The sequence below is a fragment of the Ruegeria sp. G10 genome (genome assembly GCF_056533645.1).
Genome location: NZ_JBQFOQ010000015.1, coordinates 1 through 18,611 on the forward strand (window position 1 = coordinate 1; position 18,611 = coordinate 18,611).

At 53.5% G+C, this 18,611-nt stretch carries 18 protein-coding genes; 15 read left to right on the forward strand and 3 right to left on the reverse strand.

The window, feature by feature from the left end:
• Nucleotides 1–104 precede the first annotated feature (104 nt).
• Nucleotides 105–1,121, forward strand: coding sequence for a GlxA family transcriptional regulator (locus tag ACR0KM_RS18890; protein ID WP_480861198.1), 1,017 nt, complete (start codon nucleotides 105–107; stop codon nucleotides 1,119–1,121).
• Between the two features lie 19 nt (nucleotides 1,122–1,140).
• On the opposite strand, the gene ACR0KM_RS18895 is transcribed toward ACR0KM_RS18890, so the two are convergent.
• Both ACR0KM_RS18895 and ACR0KM_RS18900 read right to left on the reverse strand, forming a co-directional pair.
• A complete protein-coding gene (locus ACR0KM_RS18895) occupies nucleotides 1,141–1,569 on the reverse strand; it encodes a hypothetical protein (protein WP_480861197.1) in 429 nt (142 codons plus the stop codon).
• A gap of 497 nt (nucleotides 1,570–2,066) precedes the next feature.
• Nucleotides 2,067–3,089: an ester cyclase gene (locus tag ACR0KM_RS18900; RefSeq protein WP_480861196.1), complete on the reverse strand. Its 1,023-nt coding sequence runs from the start codon at nucleotides 3,087–3,089 to the stop codon at nucleotides 2,067–2,069.
• Between the two features lie 183 nt (nucleotides 3,090–3,272).
• Here ACR0KM_RS18900 and ACR0KM_RS18905 point away from each other — a divergent pair, with 183 nt between their 5' ends.
• The 6 genes from ACR0KM_RS18905 (at nucleotide 3,273) to ACR0KM_RS18930 (ending at nucleotide 9,190) form a co-directional block, all read left to right on the forward strand.
• On the forward strand, nucleotides 3,273–4,484 hold the full coding sequence (locus tag ACR0KM_RS18905) for a nuclear transport factor 2 family protein (protein ID WP_480861195.1): 1,212 nt from the start codon (nucleotides 3,273–3,275) through the stop codon (nucleotides 4,482–4,484).
• Nucleotides 4,485–4,512: 28 nt separating this feature from the next.
• A complete protein-coding gene (locus ACR0KM_RS18910; protein WP_480861194.1) occupies nucleotides 4,513–5,742 on the forward strand; it encodes an ABC transporter substrate-binding protein in 1,230 nt (409 codons plus the stop codon).
• A gap of 68 nt (nucleotides 5,743–5,810) precedes the next feature.
• A complete protein-coding gene (locus tag ACR0KM_RS18915) occupies nucleotides 5,811–6,857 on the forward strand; it encodes a carbohydrate ABC transporter permease (protein ID WP_480861193.1) in 1,047 nt (348 codons plus the stop codon).
• Complete coding sequence (locus ACR0KM_RS18920; protein WP_480861192.1) at nucleotides 6,854–7,693, forward strand: carbohydrate ABC transporter permease; 840 nt, start codon at nucleotides 6,854–6,856, stop codon at nucleotides 7,691–7,693. Before ACR0KM_RS18915 ends, ACR0KM_RS18920 begins: the two co-directional genes overlap by 4 nt.
• A 3-nt stretch (nucleotides 7,694–7,696) precedes the next feature.
• Nucleotides 7,697–8,134 carry an ester cyclase gene (locus ACR0KM_RS18925; protein ID WP_480861191.1) on the forward strand — a complete coding sequence of 146 codons (438 nt, stop codon included), beginning with the start codon at nucleotides 7,697–7,699 and terminating at the stop codon, nucleotides 8,132–8,134.
• Nucleotides 8,135–8,155: 21 nt separating this feature from the next.
• Nucleotides 8,156–9,190, forward strand: coding sequence for a LacI family DNA-binding transcriptional regulator (locus ACR0KM_RS18930; protein ID WP_480861190.1), 1,035 nt, complete (start codon nucleotides 8,156–8,158; stop codon nucleotides 9,188–9,190).
• Nucleotides 9,191–9,700: 510 nt separating this feature from the next.
• On the opposite strand, the gene ACR0KM_RS18935 is transcribed toward ACR0KM_RS18930, so the two are convergent.
• Nucleotides 9,701–10,654: a helix-turn-helix transcriptional regulator gene (locus ACR0KM_RS18935; RefSeq protein WP_480861189.1), complete on the reverse strand. Its 954-nt coding sequence runs from the start codon at nucleotides 10,652–10,654 to the stop codon at nucleotides 9,701–9,703.
• Between the two features lie 1,200 nt (nucleotides 10,655–11,854).
• On the opposite strand from ACR0KM_RS18935, the gene ACR0KM_RS18940 reads away from it, so the two are divergent.
• From ACR0KM_RS18940 to ACR0KM_RS18975, 8 genes are all read left to right on the forward strand, one after another.
• Nucleotides 11,855–12,202 (forward strand): hypothetical protein, encoded by a 348-nt coding sequence (locus ACR0KM_RS18940; protein WP_480861188.1) that lies wholly within the window; start codon nucleotides 11,855–11,857, stop codon nucleotides 12,200–12,202.
• Nucleotides 12,203–12,262: 60 nt separating this feature from the next.
• Entirely contained in the window at nucleotides 12,263–12,676 is a 414-nt protein-coding gene (locus ACR0KM_RS18945; RefSeq protein ID WP_480861187.1) for a thermonuclease family protein, read from the forward strand.
• Between the two features lie 732 nt (nucleotides 12,677–13,408).
• Nucleotides 13,409–14,737 carry a DUF1173 family protein gene (locus ACR0KM_RS18950; protein ID WP_480861186.1) on the forward strand — a complete coding sequence of 443 codons (1,329 nt, stop codon included), beginning with the start codon at nucleotides 13,409–13,411 and terminating at the stop codon, nucleotides 14,735–14,737.
• A complete protein-coding gene (locus tag ACR0KM_RS18955; protein WP_480861185.1) occupies nucleotides 14,730–15,368 on the forward strand; it encodes a lytic transglycosylase domain-containing protein in 639 nt (212 codons plus the stop codon). The genes ACR0KM_RS18950 and ACR0KM_RS18955 overlap by 8 nt, the downstream gene beginning before the upstream one ends.
• A 28-nt stretch (nucleotides 15,369–15,396) precedes the next feature.
• Nucleotides 15,397–15,699: a TrbC/VirB2 family protein gene (locus ACR0KM_RS18960; protein ID WP_480861184.1), complete on the forward strand. Its 303-nt coding sequence runs from the start codon at nucleotides 15,397–15,399 to the stop codon at nucleotides 15,697–15,699.
• Complete coding sequence (locus ACR0KM_RS18965; protein WP_480861183.1) at nucleotides 15,699–15,989, forward strand: VirB3 family type IV secretion system protein; 291 nt, start codon at nucleotides 15,699–15,701, stop codon at nucleotides 15,987–15,989. Before ACR0KM_RS18960 ends, ACR0KM_RS18965 begins: the two co-directional genes overlap by 1 nt.
• A 1-nt stretch (nucleotide 15,990) precedes the next feature.
• Nucleotides 15,991–18,432 (forward strand): VirB4 family type IV secretion/conjugal transfer ATPase, encoded by a 2,442-nt coding sequence (locus ACR0KM_RS18970; RefSeq protein ID WP_480861182.1) that lies wholly within the window; start codon nucleotides 15,991–15,993, stop codon nucleotides 18,430–18,432.
• Nucleotides 18,429–18,608, forward strand: coding sequence for a hypothetical protein (locus ACR0KM_RS18975; RefSeq protein ID WP_480861181.1), 180 nt, complete (start codon nucleotides 18,429–18,431; stop codon nucleotides 18,606–18,608). Before ACR0KM_RS18970 ends, ACR0KM_RS18975 begins: the two co-directional genes overlap by 4 nt.
• The last annotated feature ends 3 nt before the right edge of the window (nucleotides 18,609–18,611 follow it).

The window sequence follows — 18,611 nt, forward strand, 5'->3', positions numbered from 1 at the left end:
GCGGCGATGGGGATGATGATCTTTTACACCAATGCGGCGGCGCGGATTTTACACCTGATTGCGTCCAAAGGAATCCTGAGTCGAACCCAAGAGTGGAGGTCTCGATGACCCACTTTTCCCAAATAGGTAAACTACAGACCAGTGCATCAAGAGTTAGCCGGTGCGCCGACATACGCAATCGGAGTTTTGAAATCTTTGTCAGAGACGGGTTTTCTGCTTTGGAGGTGTCCTCGATCACCAGTGTGTTGAAACTGGCAAATACACTCTCCAAAGATGTCTCCCTGACTTGGACAATCACATCCGAAAAGCCTGGATTGGTTACCAGTGATTGTGACCTTATCGTGCGCGCCGCGCCATGGGCGAAGAAGCACTCTTTGCCAGACTGCTTGATTGTTGTTGGCGGTATGTCTTGCGACAGCAGTGTTTGGATGCAGCGTGTCAGGTCAATGCAGAAACACAGACTGCCAGTTTATCTGCTATCTGAGGCGGCTACAGCATTCATCAAAGCATGTGCACCTTTCGAAGGGCCGATTACGACACACTGGAAGGACGCGTACTCGCTGCATATGCAGGGTAATTTCCCCACTCTGACGAAAAGCCTCGCTGAAGAAAACGCCGGGATCACCACGTGCGCAGGATCTGGACACACAGTGGAACTCATGTTGAGAGCGCTCTCGGAAGTTCTTGGTGCCCATGATCTGGCTGAACTTGCAAGCTTACTGGTTCTTGAGCGTGCCCGGAGTACAGGCTTGGAACAGCCGCTTGGTGCCAGTTCGACAAGAAGTTTTCTGGATGCTCAGATATCGCGTGTGATTTCTGTAATGGAAAGCTCGATTGAGGAACCAAAACTAATCTCCGATATCGCGAAAGAAGTCGGACTATCGGTTCGTCAACTCGAGAGAAAGTTTGTCAGCCGGTTGGGGACAACCCCGGCAAAGTACTTCCGTTTGCTGCGTCTCAAACGTGCGCGAAACTTAGTGCTTGATACGGAGCTTTCAGGACGGGAAATCGCGACTGCGAGTGGTTTCGAGAGCTACTCGCATTTTGCGAAGATTTATATTCAGGAATATGGAGAAACTATCCGGCAGTCCAGGTGCAGCCTTCACGGCATCAGTAGATGACATCTAAGTTCGTTCTTGTTCACTCAGAATGCTCAAGGAACCTCATCCAATCTGAACGTTGGATGCAATATGCTGAAACAGCATTCGAAAACCTCCTACCTGCACTTTTCGCTTTCAGGGCCGCAAAAGCTGCAGCCAAATAAATGTGCCTGCCATCAACTATCTCCGTTTCGCCGTTCTTGAAATTGAGTGCAACCAAGATAGGCAGTTTGTCATTTTTTTGTTTTTTTGCGAGCAGTTCATCTATCGAAACCTGTTCGGATCTCAAGATTGTCTCAATTTTTCTCAAATCCAAATAGACATCTACAACAGGTAAGTTCTGTTCAGCCCAAGAGCGCAACCGCTCTACAGCTAAGCGTACATTCGTTCCATCTTCTGCGGTGAAGACAAACACATTTGTTTCTTTTGGGCTTTGGGTTTCTTCGGGCATATTTTGTGGTGTAAACATCTTGTTGCCTAATCGCCATTGCGAGCCTGATTGGACATCGGACTAAACTTTGCCGGGTTACGATGGAAGCTGTTCGCAAAATTTGGTGTAACACGGCTCGTCATAGCGCGTATTCTCCAAGATTTCCGGCGCCGCAGACAGCCCTAATTTTCGATTTTGGCATGCAATCGAGAAAAACTGTTTCAGTGGGTGCTGCAGGCCAAGTGCACAGGTTTCGTTGCATCGCCATTTATTGTCTTTACCAGAATTTGATGTAGATACTTTGCACGGACTGAGACAAAGGGCCTTCTCCGACGTGTCGCGCCATCGTGGCTCGGTAAAACCGCAGTGGTTGGGTATGATACTCGGGAAACGCTGAGGTCACTCCGATCGACAATACTGTAGATTTGGAGCCTCTCTAGAACGCCCCAATAGCAGCGGAGAGGGAATTTCCCAATCATCGGGACGACGTACCCGAAATTCCAGCGACAAGGGAGGTCATGAGGTGTGCAGTACGATTACTCAAGGAAGTTGGACGCCGGGGCAGTGAGCGCACGATGGCGTTCGATTAGATCAATTCCCAACTGCTTCAGGAACCAAAGATGGTCGATGAAAATCCAGTTTTCGGCCAGCTTGTCTCCCTGCCTGCGATACAGATCAACGATGCGCATGTCCGCTGTCGTATCCCCGTCGGACGTCAAACCCAAATAACCGCCTTTTGAACGCATCGTAAGGCTTGGATAGCCAAAAAAACCACCGTAGTTCCCTTCGCCCAAGCGAACCTCGTGGCCATTGTGGCGCACGAATTCCAGCCCATTTTCGAATGGTGTCGTGTGCCCTTTTAGATACCCCTGATGCGTATAAGAGGCCCCAATCCCTGTTGGGCCCCACCACAGCATATCCTCTGTCCAGTCAGCCAGAAGGTCAGCCATCGTGGTTTTCACACCCGTTCCGATCAGGCGACCTAGCATACGCTCTATCACGTCAAGAGTATGCTCTCCTTCCTCAATTGGGTGCTCATCAATCAGCAACCCGTCATGTGTTTGGGGCCCCGGAGACATGGTTACCACCCCGGTTGCCTCAGGAATGACGCGACTGCCAACCTGCGACAGTATACTCATGGCGTCTATGTGAAGGGATGATTCCTGAATCTGATCGTTTTCGATTCTGTGGAAATCGCAATAGCGCAGAAACGCCATCTTATGATGCGGCCGGATCCCAATCCAAGGTTGGTGGAAGTGACCCAGAAAATGCCCCATGGAACAAACCCAGGTTGTCGTGTTTCCATCCAGCCTGTTGCGACTGGCAAAGAAGATATCTTCACGCCTTTGCATGGGACCAAAGGCGTCCTTCAACGGCGCCCAAAACGTGTCGGCAACCTGCTCAGCGCCGCTGAGTTCATTGAACGGATAAGATCCGCGCCAACGATAGGTCTGTGCGACGTGATTGTTTAGCACAGCGGCGACCGTTTCGGGCGACGCAGCATCCAAATCTGCATGGAAGTTGCGAACAAGCGCTTTCGCGTCTCGAAGTTCGGTCATTTGGATTTCCATCACAATTAAGAATAGGTATGCGGCAACATCTCTAGATTTTCGCATAGGTGCAAGGACTATTTTTGCTTATATTATGTCTCATCTGACCTGATTGACAAAGTAGATTGACAGAATCGGGAATATTGCGTCTCTTTGTAAGCATACGTATGCATTTCACTCCACGAGGTCCCCGTGTCACAAAAAAGCAAGCCGTCCGAAGCAGAAACACTAGCTTCAGCGACTCCATCGGCGCGCGCCGAGGCAAAGAATACGAACAATGGAACACATATTCGCTTCAGCCCTCTTAAGGACGAGCATATGCCAACGGACTACGCGATCTCGTTGGAAGAATATCGCCGCGGTGGAACGAAAGAGTTTCTCGGAGCAGAACCAGATCACCTCACCACTCACTCGATGCGGGGGTTCGAGACCAAGTATAAGAATATCGTCGATTACATTGTCCGTATCACGCACCAGATTTGGGAAGAAAAGGACATCGGTTACATTTATGACACTTACAGCCATGACTGTCGGGTCTGGGATGACGTCGGTCTTCAATATGGCCGCGACAAAATCGTTGCCGATACGGTTCACACCAATAACGCGATCCCGGATGTGCGCCTTGTCGCAGACGAGGTGATCTGGGCCGGCAATGATGAAGTGAGTTTTCACACCTCACATCGCACCATGATACTTGGGACGAATACCGGGTACTCCCGGTTTGGTCCACCGACCAACCGCCCCTTGCGACTATTTTGTATCGCCAACTGCGTTGCCCGCGATAATGAAATCTATGACGAACATGTCGCCTACGATACCGCAGCTCTGATACAGCAGATGGGTTTTGATGTTGCTGAAATGGCCAAGCTTATCGCGTCTCAGCGGCCACAGGGCCCATTCGCCCCAAACTTTGCCGCAAGTGAACCCAAACGCCTGGGGGGACAGGCCTTTCCGGGACGCCAAATGATCCCCGATGTGGTTGATGGAAATGTTCGCGAATTCGTTCATGCCGCGTTTGAAAGCATATGGAACCGCAGAAACTTTGCTGCAATGGACCAAGTCTATGCGCCGGAGATTGTCTTTGAAGGCTCGACCAGTCGCGTATATCGGGGTGTCGGCCAGATGCGCTCTCATGTGATGTCCATGGTCGCGATGTTTCCGAACATTCGTGTGGCCGTCGACGACATCTATTGGATGGGCAATGCGAAAGACGGATACCTCGTCTCTATTCGCTGGGGTGGCGTAGGCGCGCATCGCGGCAACGGTCCATATGGCGAACCCACCGGCAAGGAAGCCCATATCTGGGGCATCACGCAATGGCATATCCATAACAACAAGGTCCAAAAGGAATGGACTGTTTTCAATGAGTTCGGGATTCTAATGCAGATCCTGGGCGACGCCTAACCGCACTCGCGGCAACAAGGAGGTTGATATGAAACTCAAGCATATACTTTTGGCCACAACTCTGGCGCTAAGCCCTGTGGTCGCTTCGGCGGAATGTGCCGTTGAAGGAACGGGCGAAGTGAATGTTTTGTCCAATTTCTTCGAGGCGCTGGAAGTGCTAGCTAACGAAATGGAAACCTGTGAACGGGACGGCGTGGTCGTCGAAACCAAGCTGACCACGGATCACAAGGAAGAAACAAACAAAGCCTTTGAATCTTCGACATCTCCTTGGGACGCAGCGGCAGTTGCGAACAGTTCCATTACCTTGCTGCAGGCCAAAGGACAGCTTCGCCCGCTGAATGATCTGGTCGAAAAATACCGCGATACATACGACATCGAAGATGGGATGCTGATCCGATTTGGCGATGATATTATGGCGATTGCTTTTATGGTGAACGCGCAGCACCTGTTCTATCGCAAGGATATCTTTGAAGCGAATAACATCGCGGTCCCGACGACCTGGGAAGAAGTTCTAGCGGCTTCGGATAAACTCAAACAGGCTGGTATCGAGCACCCTTATGGAGCGGCATTTGGCAACAGCTGGGAATTGGCGAACGAATATATCAATTTGCTGCTGGCAAATGGCGGCACCTTGTTCGACCCCGAAACCTCCGAGTCCACCTTTGAAACGCCTGAGGCAATCGCTGCTCTGGAAACAATGGGTGAACTTTATAAGTACATGTCGCCAAATTCGATGTCGATGGACTTCGGTGATGTAAAGCGCCAGCTGCAACAGGGTGATGTCGCGATGGCCGTTCTGTGGGGGAATGAAGCATCTGCAATGGACAATCCCGACGAAAGCACAGTAGTAGACAAGATCGGATTTGCTCCATCGCCAACAATGGTTGATGGCGGGCCTCCTGCATCGACATTTTGGTGGGACGGTTACGTGATGCCAAAAAACCTGGATGGTGATCCCGATCTGACGTTCCAGGTTATGATGCACGCAATGCGGGCCGAAACCGTCCAAGCAAATAACGATGTAACCCTTTGGATCCGGTCCGCATACCAGCCGGGGCGTTATACCACCGCCATCACAGATACGGTCGTCGCAGGCGCGCCTCCATATCCGATGAACCCGCAAGCGGCACTGGCGCATTCGGCTCTGGGAGAAAACATCTCGGACTTCATCGTCGGCAAAGAAAGTGCCGAGGAATCCTTGGCTGATGCGACAAAAGCTTATCGCGCTGCGGCACGTGAACAAGGCCTGCTGAAGTAGACCTTCTCCCCCGGTGCCAGCTTATGGACCCAATTTAGGCTGGCACCGACCTCGGATGAGGCAATTAAATGAAGCGCTCAACCTTCTTTTCCTTTGTAGCACCATCGCTGGTGTCAATGCTGCTGCTTATCGCGCTCCCTCTTGTTGCGATCGTTTATCTCGCATTGCACCAATCCTTCACTCAAACCGAGTTGAAAGAGGTCACGACAGAGGTTCCTCTGTTTGGGGGGCTAACGCGGGAAGTGGTCCGAATGGTGCCGCAATCGGTGTTGGATTCCGACGGCAATCCTGTGAAAGTCTGGCAATATGTCGGCGACGAAAACCTAAAGAACGCTATCGACTTACAAGGCCTTGAGACGGCGATTGATGGGGCCACGGTTGAATCCCCAAGGGATTTTATCAATGCACTGTATCGCGAAATCAGTGACGTCGACTTCTGGTCAGCGCTGGAATTCACACTTCTTTATACTTTTATGACAACGCCGATCATTTTGATCTTGGGTTTCGGTCTCGCTCTGGCGACCAATCGCGTTACCCGGCGACTGCGCGGCTCGGTCGTCTTTGTGACCCTCTTGCCTATGATCGTTACCCCTGTTGTCTCATCGCTCGCAGTCTATTGGCTGTTTATTGATGGCGGTGTCATAGCAGCAACGTTGGAGGCCGCGGGTCTGGGCAAATTCTACTTTCTTGCTGATCAGGTCACGATACGACTGGTCATTATCGCCTATGGCGTATGGTTTGCAGCACCTTTTGCTTTCATCATCCTCTATGCGGGACTGCAAACGGTACCGGAAGAGCCCCTAGAGGCGGCGCTCATAGATGGTGCCACGCCGTGGCAGCGTATTCGCTACGTCGTAATTCCTCACCTGTCTCCGCTCTTCGCCGTCATTACACTGATTCATGTGATGGACAGCTACCGGGTCTTTGAACCCATTCTGGTCTTCGGATCGAGCGTCTTTGCCAATTCCGTTCAGTATTTGACCTATTATACACTTGTTTTTGAGGGGAACATCCACAAAGCGGCTGCCTACGCGGTCCTGACGGTGATTGGTGTTTTCATACTTCTGATCCCAATCATGATCCGAACCTACAAAGATCAAAAGGCCCAAAGATGAAACCGGCCAAGCTAAGCATAGTGTCGCGAACTTCGATTAGTCTGGGACTTTGGTTTTGGTTCTTTGCCGCCTTGTTGCCCTTCTTTTGGATGTTCGTCATCTCGTTTCGCAAACCGGTAGATGCTTTTTCTACACCGCCAAAGCTGCTGGCTCCGTTCACGTTCGAGAACTTCAGGTACATCTGGGTCGAGGATGGGTTTTGGCAATACGCGCTAAACACTGCGATAGTGACCGGTTTTACCGTTATTGTTTCATTGACCATCGCTTGCCTAGCCGCGTATGCGTTGTCGCGTTATCGGGGCTCGCTTGGGTTTTGGCTTCTGATGGCCGCGATGATATTCCGCGCAATGCCTCATGTTGTTTTGCTCACCGCTTATCGTCCGGCGTTTTTCGAGCTGGGGATATGGAGCCGGTACGAGACCCTCATCATCGTTCTGGTCGCGATCAATCAGCCGTTCACGATATGGATGTTGCGCGCGTTCTTTATGAACATTCCACAAGAACTCGATGAGGCGGCTCTCGTCGACGGATGTAGCCGATGGCAAGCTTTCTTCCGGGTGATTGTTCCTGTCATGTGGCCAGGCATTGTAACCGCGGGCTTGTTTTCATTCCTGCTGGCATACAACGACTTCATCATTTCCAGTCAACTTATGAACGGTGATATGGCGACTATGACGGCAGCTCTTGGCAGCTATATGGGCCAAAACCAAAGTCTTGCTCGGTTGATGCACGGTATTGCCGGAGCCGTATCAATAACGATACCGATCATCATTCTTGTATTCGTATTCCAAAAGCAAATCGTTTCAGGAATGACCGCAGGCGCAGTGAAAGGATAGAAAGTGACGGCTGAAGCCAACCTCGAGTTAATTCATGCTATGTACGATGCGCTCAATGCGCAGGATCTAGAAGCACATGACCAGTATTGGCATGAAGATATGATCTGGCACGGACCTCCTGGGTTCGGCGACGTCCATGGTCGCGACCGGTTTAAGTACGAAGTCCTCGCAGATTTCTATAAAGCGTTTCCCGATTATCACGTCAGCCATGAAATCGAGTTTGCCAAGGAGACGTGGATTGCGGGTACCGGCTATTTGACCGGGCATCAAAAGGGCGAATACCTGGGGCTGAAACCCACCGGCTTACCGGTGAAAATGCGGTTTTCGGATTTTTGGTTGGTCGTAGATGGTAAACTCAAAGAGAACTGGGTAATGGTTGACCATATTGACACCTTCAAACAACTGGGTGTTGATTTAATGGCGGCTGTAAAGTCAGGTTAGTAGGGATCAGCGCGTGTTCCTTTGAAAAAGTCCAAGGTTACTTCAATTGATGTTGCCCGTCACGCGGGTGTATCCCAGTCTGCCGTAAGCCGCGCTTTTTCCCGTACGCCGACCCAATCCGGTGTTTCCCCCGAAACCAAAAAACGCATCCTCAAGGTTGCAAACGAGTTAGGGTATCGCCCCAATGCGATTGCTCGTTCACTCATCACTCAGAGATCAAACATAATCGCACTCTTATTCAGCTATCTGGACAACCAGTTTTATGCATTGGCGCTTGAGAAACTATGTATGGAGCTTCAGAAGAAAGGGTTTCATGCGCTGGTCTTCATGATGCCCAGCACAGACGAAGGCGTTGAGGACACAGTTTCCCAGTTGCTAGAGTATCAGGTCGATGGGATCATTACAGCGTCTGTTGAGCTATCCTCTAGTCTCGTAGAGTTCTGTACTCAGCGCGACATTCCCGTTGTCATGTTTAACCGCTTTCAAGAGCATGATGGTATCGCGAGCGTTACAACTGATAATGTTTCAGGCGGGCGAATGGCCGCCCGGTACTTGCTTGAAACGGGCCACCAACGCATTGCGCTCCTGTCTGGATGGGAGCGGTCGTCCACAAGCCGGGATCGGAAGTTTGGCTTTGAGGCCGAGTTGAGAGACAACGGCCACTCTCTATATGCGCATGAGGTCGGTCACTTTCATCTCGAGTGGACTGGAGAAGCAATCAGGCGGATGTTCAACGGCCCGAAGAATGCGCATCCAGACGCTCTCTTCGTATTGAATGATTACATGGCCATCGAAGCAATCAGCATTCTGCGGAGCGAGCTGAACATCAGTATTCCCGACGAACTCTCGGTTATTGGGTTTGACGATGTTCCAATGGCTGCAATGCCCGAGTTTTCTCTGACCACGTTGCGACAGCCCGTCAACCACATGGTTGCAAACGCCGTTCGCCAGATTGATGAACTGGTTAAAAACAATTCTACTGAGGGTGAAAACATCGCCTTGGCGCCAAAGCTTGTCGAAAGAAAGACCGTAAAATCAAGGGGTGTGGATATCTAAGAACACGCCTGGGGCAACGATTGGAGCCGAAAAGAAAACCGCATCGTAGTGGGTTAGCCGACATCCAATCTGCTAGTTTGATTCTGCGCTCGAAGCTAAGGTTTGTGGCTACTCTTGGTGTAAGCTGTAGTGGCGAGACACCGGATATTGCAGAGAACACGGATGAGAACTTTTCCATGGGTATTGCTGATTGTGTTTTGTGCAACTGAAACGCAGAACTGCGTCACATTTGGGGGCAGTGTTACTGGCCGACCGGGTTAGCGGCCCGAGATCATTTATCAATTTCGAAGTTGATGATCGCCATCTTTTCTGGCTCAATCTTCAGGAAGCTTACCGCACAAACTATGCCGGTATCTCCAGATGATGGGGCCCGGTGCGCGGTGGGTGTCATACGGCGCACATTCAAGACGGCGATCGATATTGTAGGGTTCGACGTTGAATAAACCTCTATGGCGCGGAAATTTCGGGCGCGCCTCGCGTGCATTGTAGTCTTGTGCTACGGTAGGCGCATTAGAGATACCTAATCCACAGGCATCGATCCCGGTTGCACCCAAGTTCTTCAAGGATTCCTTCAGCCTCCAAATTGAAGTCTTTGGCAATGTCTTGGATCCGAACTGCTTGGAAATTATCCAAGTTTCGCACCGTTCGACCTTCATCGAAGGTAATCAACTCGTGTGATCTGCCGGACCAACGCACGATCCCACCGCAAAGTGTCTGTCTTTCCGCATCAGCGAGTTCGGCAACCGGGTCCGCAAAGAAATCGGTCCATCTCAGAATTCCTGTGCCGACAGCGCGCGCGACTGCTTGCTCTATTGTCCGACACTTAAGCTTCGTAACGATCGAGGATGCCAGTGCATGCACTATTCTAGAGGAGTACCCCGTCTGGCGCGTAATAACCGATGGGATCAGCCCCGATGCGAGCATCTTTAGCACGTCCATCTCTTGGTTAGACAGCGCATCCGTAGGAAAGTTGAAGGCCGTATCAATCACATCAATCGCGAGTAGATGTAGGACCTGTGCCTCATGGCGCAGGGCAGGGAGCATCTTTACGACTAAGGCGTCCCAGTGTGAACGGGGCAGGTCGGACGTAACCGTAAAGATGCCGCGCTCACCAAACGGGTTGATAACCGGAATTGAAAGACCATGCTGACCCACACCAAACTCTCTGGCAGCATCGAATAGAGGTGCGTGCTCGCGCTGGCCATCAAATACTGCCCAGTCGATTGGTGCGATTATTGCAGCACCAAACCGAATAAGGGGATCGACCAGAACCAGGTCGTTATCAACATAATGCCTGACCCATTCCGCAGGGAAAGTCGTACAACCATGGACAACGTTGTGATGCTTGTCGGTATGGGCATAAGACGCATTCTCCAGCGCGAACCTTGAACATATTTCCTGGAGGCGCGCTCTACCGGTTTGCCTGAAATCCAGCTCAGAATTGCCAATATCCGCGATTTTCATGGATCGCCTTCCTGTTCTGCGTTGCCGTCAAGGCCGCATATCAACCTAAAGCTGAATAAACTACTCGGGAATTCCCGTAATCAATCACAGATTAGAATACGGTTCTGTTCTGGTGGTGGAAACAGAGCGAAATCCTGCCGATGAAATATGCATAGTTAAGCGGCTAACTAACATAATCCGGTACCGCTAACTCGAATTCTTGTGGTCTTGCGAACGTCCGTTCTCCCACTCCCGGCTCTTCGCGTCAGCAACCACATGTAACTGACATCGGATTCAACTCACCGCGAGTATTCGTTTTAACCATGACTCGGAGATAGCCTCCAGCATTTACCAGAGGCGGCAGCCGAGGAGCACTCAGACGTGCATCCGTGTACACGCGAGTAGGATCGTCCCAGGATGGTCAACGGATCAATCGCCGCATGCCAGGCGGAGATATTGGTGCCAGCAATTGAAAGCTGGGACCAAACGGCCGGCTCGATAGCACAGAGACTTGGCTTGGAATTCTGATCTCCCCCGGCGATATCGATATGTATGCGCAGCTCGGGTGAGGTCGGTTCGTGTAGAATACGGTTTTTCATCCGCAGTAGCTTTTGGATCTTGTATGATATCTTAGCCGTCGAATGATTGCTTTGTGAGTAATACGGAAGACCGCCATGCCCTGTCCTAGAACAATACGAAACGAGGCTTCAGCCGATGACATTAAGATACCGGGCAATCGACGTCACGACGTGCCTAAATCTCTTCTATCGAGATCGCTGAGTCGGCTAGTAATGGCTCAGTGGTATCGTTCGGTGGACGCTTTGGTATAGGGTTGTCGCTGTGGCGTTTGAAAGCTTCCAACCGTTCTATAGGACCCAAGTTGGAAGGATTGTGAGATGCGGTCATCGGACAACGTCACAATCGGGCGAAACGGGCCACCTCCGGCTAGACAAAGAAAGATCGTGTAGTCGATTGGATATGCACTGACCCGCGACGTCGGCAGTGTGATGACCGTAACTGCAAGAGCCTTCGCTCGGTTTGGATTCCGGGCTTTGAATGGTTCATGATGGTCTCTTCTGCCTGCGAATCGCCTAAAGCGATATCTGGCCAATATGCCTCTACAAATCCAATATAGTATATTAGTCTATTTTCTTATATTGACTTAGATTGTGTTTTAGTCCACAACTTTTGGATGTAGAAGGCGACCCATAGGGGGTCGTCATGGCGGACAACAAGAGACAATACACTGTGGTAACCATTGAGATGGTTCGGGGCCTGAAAGAGGATCAGGTTCCCTTTACATGCCGCTACGAATTTATCGGACTCGCTTCCCTTGGACGACCTAAATACCACTGCATATACAGCTCTCCGAACTATGTCGGGGCCTTGTGCAAATCGAAGATCTCTCGCGCGGGTGCAGAGCCCAGAGAGTTTGACCTTTGGCCGGGCCTGTTCAAGCATCACCAGGAATTTGGGGATGGGCGCATTCTTTGCGTCAAAGCAGACTACACGATTGAGTCGATCACTCCAGCGGGTCTTGAAGCGGCACAGGCTCTGGACGCAAAATAAGAAACCTAATTTCCTGTCGCCCACGAACGCACAGCCTGGCCCCGAGTTTGGACCCGGCGCATGAAACGGCTCTTGTTTCTCAGCACTGCAGCTGCGTCGTCGTTGTTTGCCGTAGCTTGGATTGAACCAACCAAACGAACAAAGATCCTTAGTGCGTCCGAGGTCATTGCCGTTGATGGCGACACGATCGACCACGGCGACGACCGGTATCGGCTCGTCGGGTTTGATGCGCCTGAGACCTTCCGCGCGCAATGCGAAGCTGAGAGGGCTTTGGGTCTGCGAACCAAGGATCGCCTGACGGAACTCATCAACCACGCGGGCGCAATCGAACTGGAAATAGAGCCTGATTTGGACCTGCATGACCGTTTCCTCGCAGTTGGGCGGACGGATGGTCACAACGTGGGAGACGTCCTCATTTCTGAAGATCTTGCACGCCCATATTCGGGTGGCAAACGCGGGTCCTGGTGCGGCTAAACGAAAGGACTGAATGACGATTTGCAAAGAATGGAGCGAACAACTGAGCAGTGAGCGGTCCTGTCGATTGCGCCAACAACCGACAGGACAAGAAACGCCCCAAAGCTATTCGGGGCATTCCTCAAACATCAAGAGAGAACCGTATCGATGAAGAAAACAGCAACCCGTGATGCTATTCCCACAAAGAGCAGCCCAGCGTCAGAGTCAATAGGTGCGTCGTGGACAGCATCCCTGTGCGTAAGGTCACCAAGCGCTGACTAAAGACCGAGGCGAGCAGGGTATCCCAGCACTTCGACCAAACCTTCAGGCTGATTGGTCAGAGCAGAACGCTGGCTTTCCAAAAAGCCAGTGAAAGGCTCGGTGCTGTGTCGTGACATCCGAACACCAGCTGCCCCAATGGTCCTAAGCTGCGCGCCATAATGAATATTATGTAAACTTTTGCGACCTAATTTCGCCTCAAGAGGTAATAACTGTGACTGACGATATCATGCCAATTCCCACTCAGTTACCTTGCGGTTCGAGAATTGAGCTCTCTTCGATGCATGTGGTGCTACACCGAAGAGAGAATGTGGCCAGGTTCGGTTTGCGCCGCACCAACCACAATGCCGCAATCTGCTATCCACCAGATGCGACATGCCACAGGCTACTGAGTCCAACCTCTTCAATCCAAATTAAAACCTGCGCCGATCACGGATTTGTCAACACGCCTCGAAGCAGTTTGGTGGCCTCAGCATGAGCCTATTCCTGAATGGCAAAGCCCTAGTGGTCGAGAACAAACCCGGACAACGCGCCCTGATGGCTGCGCATAGCGCCGGCACGCGCGTTCAATGCGGGTGCCGTTCGCCTTCCCCAGAGATGTATATCGCGGCCACGGCGGGCAAGTTCATCGTCAAACGGATGCCCGGAACCGGCCCAGATCACGCGATTGACTGCCCATCCTACCTGCCACCTGAAGAACTCTCGGGACTGGCACAGGTCCAAGCATCTGCCATCACCGAAAATCCCGACGACGGCACCATCACGCTCAAACTGGGCTTCCCACTGCGCAAGAATAGCAAAAGCCGTACCGCGCCGGAACAGACCGGCGCAAAGCCAATCGAGGCCAAGACCGCTCCACGCAAGCTGACCATCACCTCTGTCCTGCACTTCCTCTGGCATGAGGCTGACTTGGCAAAGTGGTATCCCAGAATGGAAGGAAAGCGGTATTGGGGTGTGATTCACTCCGCCCTCCGCCGGGCCGCGGCGGCGAAGATCGTCAAAGGTCAGGATTTGTCCCGCATTCTCTTTGTGCCGGAATACTTCAAGCCTGAGAACAAAGCGGAGATAGCAGCCAGACGAAACCGGCTCTTTGCCAACCTGCGACCAGCTAGTCACGTGGCAACCCCGTTTGGTCTGGTGATTGCGGAATACAAGGGTATGGAACCCACAGCGCAAGGTGCACGCTTTATCTTCAAACATGCGCCCGACTGCGCGTTCGTCGCAGATGCCGATCTGGCCGAGAAGTTCGACAAGGTGTTCGGGGATCAGCTGCGGCTCCTTGAAGCTGTGGGCTCCGGCCATGCCATCGTGATCGCCAGCTTTTCCATCGCAAAGGCGGGTTATCCGGTTCTGCATGAAATCGGCATGATGCTGGTGACGGACCACTGGATTCCGTTTGAAAGCCTGCGCGAGTTGGAAGTCGTGACCGCGCTAATCGAACAGTCCCGCGCCTTCCAAAAACAAATGCGGTTCAACTTACCGCTGGACGCGCCGATCGCCTCTGCCGTGCTGCTGGACACGTCAGACCCGGTCGCCGTGTTCGTTGCGGAAAACCCCAACGATGCCGGGGCATTGGCGCAGCTCACCAGCGCCTCAGAAGAAGGACGCTATCCAAGCTGGTGCTGGTTCGATGAGGCGCCGATTCGCCCGTTCCCGGATCTTGGCGCGTCCCCCTCCAGCCATCGCTCACGCACACCGGAGGGGAGCGCTACCGGTCAGAGTGTGAGGCCATCACCGGTAGTCGAGCGCCGCACGATTTGGGATAGCCCCATTCTTCCCAAAGGAGCAAGCGACCATGGCTAAGGCGGCACTCGTCTCTCTTGTTTTTCTGACAACAGTTGCAGCCCCGGCATTCGCTCAGAATGACGAGGCTGCAATTTGTGCGGGTCGCGATGGGCCAATTTTGAGTGGAGGGCGCTTGCTGTGTGTGACCGCCCCCGCCCGCACCTGCCTGGAACCGTCATTCCGGGCAGGTGCAATGGTTTGCTTGCACTATGAGGCTGGGGGCGATGCTGAACAGGTCATCTCCCGAAACGCAAACACCCACTCCAAGGGCGAATGGGCTGAGGAAGCGGAGCGCGCCGCAATACGCCACGGTGTTCCGGCGCCGCTGTTTCACGCACTGGTGCATCAGGAAAGCCGCTGGAACGCCAATGCGGTCAGCCCCAAAGGGGCGCTGGGACTAGCGCAGTTGATGCCCCCAACAGCCGCCGCGCTTGGTGTCGATCCGCATGACCCGGTGCAAAACCTCGATGGCGGCGCGCGGTATCTCAAGGCCATGTTCCTGAAATTCGGCTCATGGCGGTTGGCCCTTGCTGCGTACAACGCCGGACCTGGTGCCGTGGAACGCTATGAAGGCGTCCCGCCCTACCCGGAAACTACCCATTACGTCGCAACCGTTCTCGAAGGCGCTGGGTTTCCACCCGACGCCTGATCCTCTCACTCCAAGGAGCCTGCACATAATGAACCGCAACCCACAAAACGTCACATTGCTGACATTGCTGACGTTGATGGCACTCAGCAGCCCGGCCATGGCGCAATCCTTGTTTGATGCGCCGGTGTCCATCCTGACCCAGATCCGGACCTTCGTGACGGGTGCCAACGGTATCCTGCTTGGCGGTGCAGCCATCGCACTTGCCGGTATCTCGGCCGCCAGCCCGCGTGTTCCTGTGACCTGGGGCCATTTCTTTGTGATCCTCGTCGTGCTGGGCATTTTCTATGGTGCCTTTGGCATTGCCGAAGCCATTCAGGGTTTCGCGGCCTGATGAGCGACGATAACCGCATATTCCAGGCGATTACCCGGCCCTCTGAGAGGGCTGGGATGCCGATGACGTTTCACATTTTGGCGCTCAGCATTCCCCTGATGACGTTCATCATGACACAGGGCTTTTTGGGCTTCTGGGGATTGCTCGCCATCGCCCCGTCTTATGCCGCTGCCCGCTGGGTCGTGAGCGTCGATCCATACCTGCCGGATCATGTCGCCACCATGGCTGACTGCAAACTGTTCACCCCGAACAAGCCCTACTGGGGCGGCAATTCTTACGCCGGAGACTGACATGAACATGCACCCTGAGATTCAAAAAGCTATGCCGTCCGCACGCCGCGCCGCGCGAGAGGTGCCAGCGACCACCCATATCCCGTTCGCGCGCTTCCTGTCGGACGGGACGTTCACGACGCGCAACGGTGATTTGGTGGCAGTGTTGGAACTCACCGGGTTCATCCACGAAACCGCAGACCGGGCGGCAAGCAAGGGCGCCAATGATACGCTCGCCCGGCTTGTTTCCAGCTTCGAAGACAACCGAACGGCCTTCTATGCCCATATTCTCCGCACCAAAGTGAAGTTATCCGACACGCTGCCCCCCGTAAACGGCCCCGGCTTTTCCGAAGACCTGGACCGCCACTATCGCGCCCAGCTGGACCGGGACGAAACCTATCAGCTGCGCCACTTCCTGACGATCGTGCGCCGCCCTTACACCAGCGGCAAGCGGTTGCTGGATTCGGGGTTGCGGTCACTGCGCTCTGCAGCAACGGACCCGGCCACAAGCGCCGCCCGTACCAAGAACCGCAAAGCCCTGCACGTGGCCGCAGAACAGGCTATGCGGGATCTGTCGGTTTTCGGCGCGCGTAGGCTCACCGGTTCGGAAGCGGATCGCAGCCGCACCCTGTCATTCCTGTCGATGCTGCAAAGCGGGATTTGGCAAAGTGCACCATCCGTCTGGACCCATCTGGCCGATGCTGTGCCAAACGGTCGTATCACTTTCCGCAAAGACCATGTTCACAGCCTGTCACCAGGCAGAGACAAAGATCGGTTCGCTGCCGTCTTTGCGGTCAACGCCTATCCAGAGCGATCAAAATACTACATGTTCGATGAACTCCTGGGGGAACGCTGCGAGTTCATTGCCACCCAATGCTATGCGCCGATGGATCGCGTGTCAGGCGGCACAAAGATTCGTGACGCCAAGCGCGGCATGACAGATGCAGGCGATGAGGCGAAGTCGCTGCAAATGGACCTGAATGAGGCGCGCGATGCGGTTGCATCCCGTTCCATGTCCATCGGGCGGCATCACTTCACCGTATCCGTTCTCGGCGACACGCGCGAGGAGATGGAAGATGCCGCCACGCGGGTGAACTCTTGTCTGACAGGCACGGATCTGCGCACCCGACGCGAAGACATTGGGTTAGAGGCGGCCTGGTGGGCGCAGCTACCCGGCAACTTTGCCTATCAAGCGCGAGCCAAAAAGCGCTTTGTCTCTGACAAGAACTTTGCCGATTTCGCCAACCTGCATTCCTGGCCGACGGGATCGCGGGAAAAACTACGTTGGGGTGGCCCTGTGGCATCGTTCCGGACGCTGGGCGGTACGCCCTATTGGTTCTCCTTCCACCGCGAAGGCTCTGACAAATCCAAGGGGCCAGGAACCACAGCCATCTTTGGGGCGACCGGTGAAGGCAAAACCCTGCTGGCCAACTTCCTTATGTCCAGCTGCTACCGGCTGCCCGAACACCCTCATCTTATTGCATTTGACAAAGACCGAGGATCGGAAACCTTCATCCGGGCGATTGGCGGCATTTACCTTCAGCTGAAATCCGGCATGAACCTCGGCTTCAATCCGTTTGCGGTTGCAACGGATGAGGTTGGGATCGAATGGTTGGAGGGGTTCATTCAACGCCTGACCGGTGCGGACAAATTGACCCCGGAACAGGAACGGCGGATCGCAACTGGTCTGCGCCGCCTAGCGTCGGGTGATCCGGCCCTGCGCACATTCTCGGATTTTGCCGATACGTTGCGGTCTGTCGATGATGCGGACGCGCCGGTACAGCTCCTCGATGCACTGAGCAAATGGTTTGGGACCGGCAGTCGCGCTTGGCTGTTTGATAACGCAGAGGACAGTTTCAGTCTCGATCAGGCTGTGACCGCCTTTGACATGACGGCACTGCTGAAAGCTTCAGATATCCGCCTGCCCCTGCTGGATTACCTGTTTTACCGGATCGAGCGCAAACTGGCGGAGGGCAAACCGCTGATTATCAGTGTTGATGAAGCCTGGGCACTGTTTGACGATCCCCGGTTTGGCCCCCGTATTCAGGACTGGATCAAAACCATCCGTAAGCTGGATGGCATTCTGGTGTTTATGACGCAGGAAACGTCGGATGCGGCAAGATCCTCCATCGCGGACACGCTGATCCAGTCGACAGAAAACCGCATCTTCTTTGCCAATCCTAAAGCAGATCGAAAAACCTATGTTGATGCGTTCCGGCTCACGGAGGCCGAGTTCAGCGCTGTTTTATCTATGCCACCCAAATCCCGTCTGGCGCTGATCAATGACGGAGACGGATCAGCCGTTGTCTCGACGCATCTTGACCTTCCCGAGCAATTCTATCGGGTCTTGTCCGCAACGGGTGACAGCGTTGCCGAGATGGACCAGCTGCGCGCCGAGCATGGCGAGGATGGCTGGCTGGACGCCTTTATGACCCCCAAAGCCCCGGAGGAGACCCACCAATGATCCGTACGTGTTTTTTCCTAGTCCTCGGTCTGCCCTTGCTCGGGGCCTGCACAATTGCCGGTGATGTTGTCGATCCGCCGCGCGAGTTGAAGGCCAATTGCAACATCACAGATGCAGAGCCGGTCCCCCAAACCGGCCTTGCCACCACCCCGCCGCTCAGCGTCGGAAAAAACTGACCC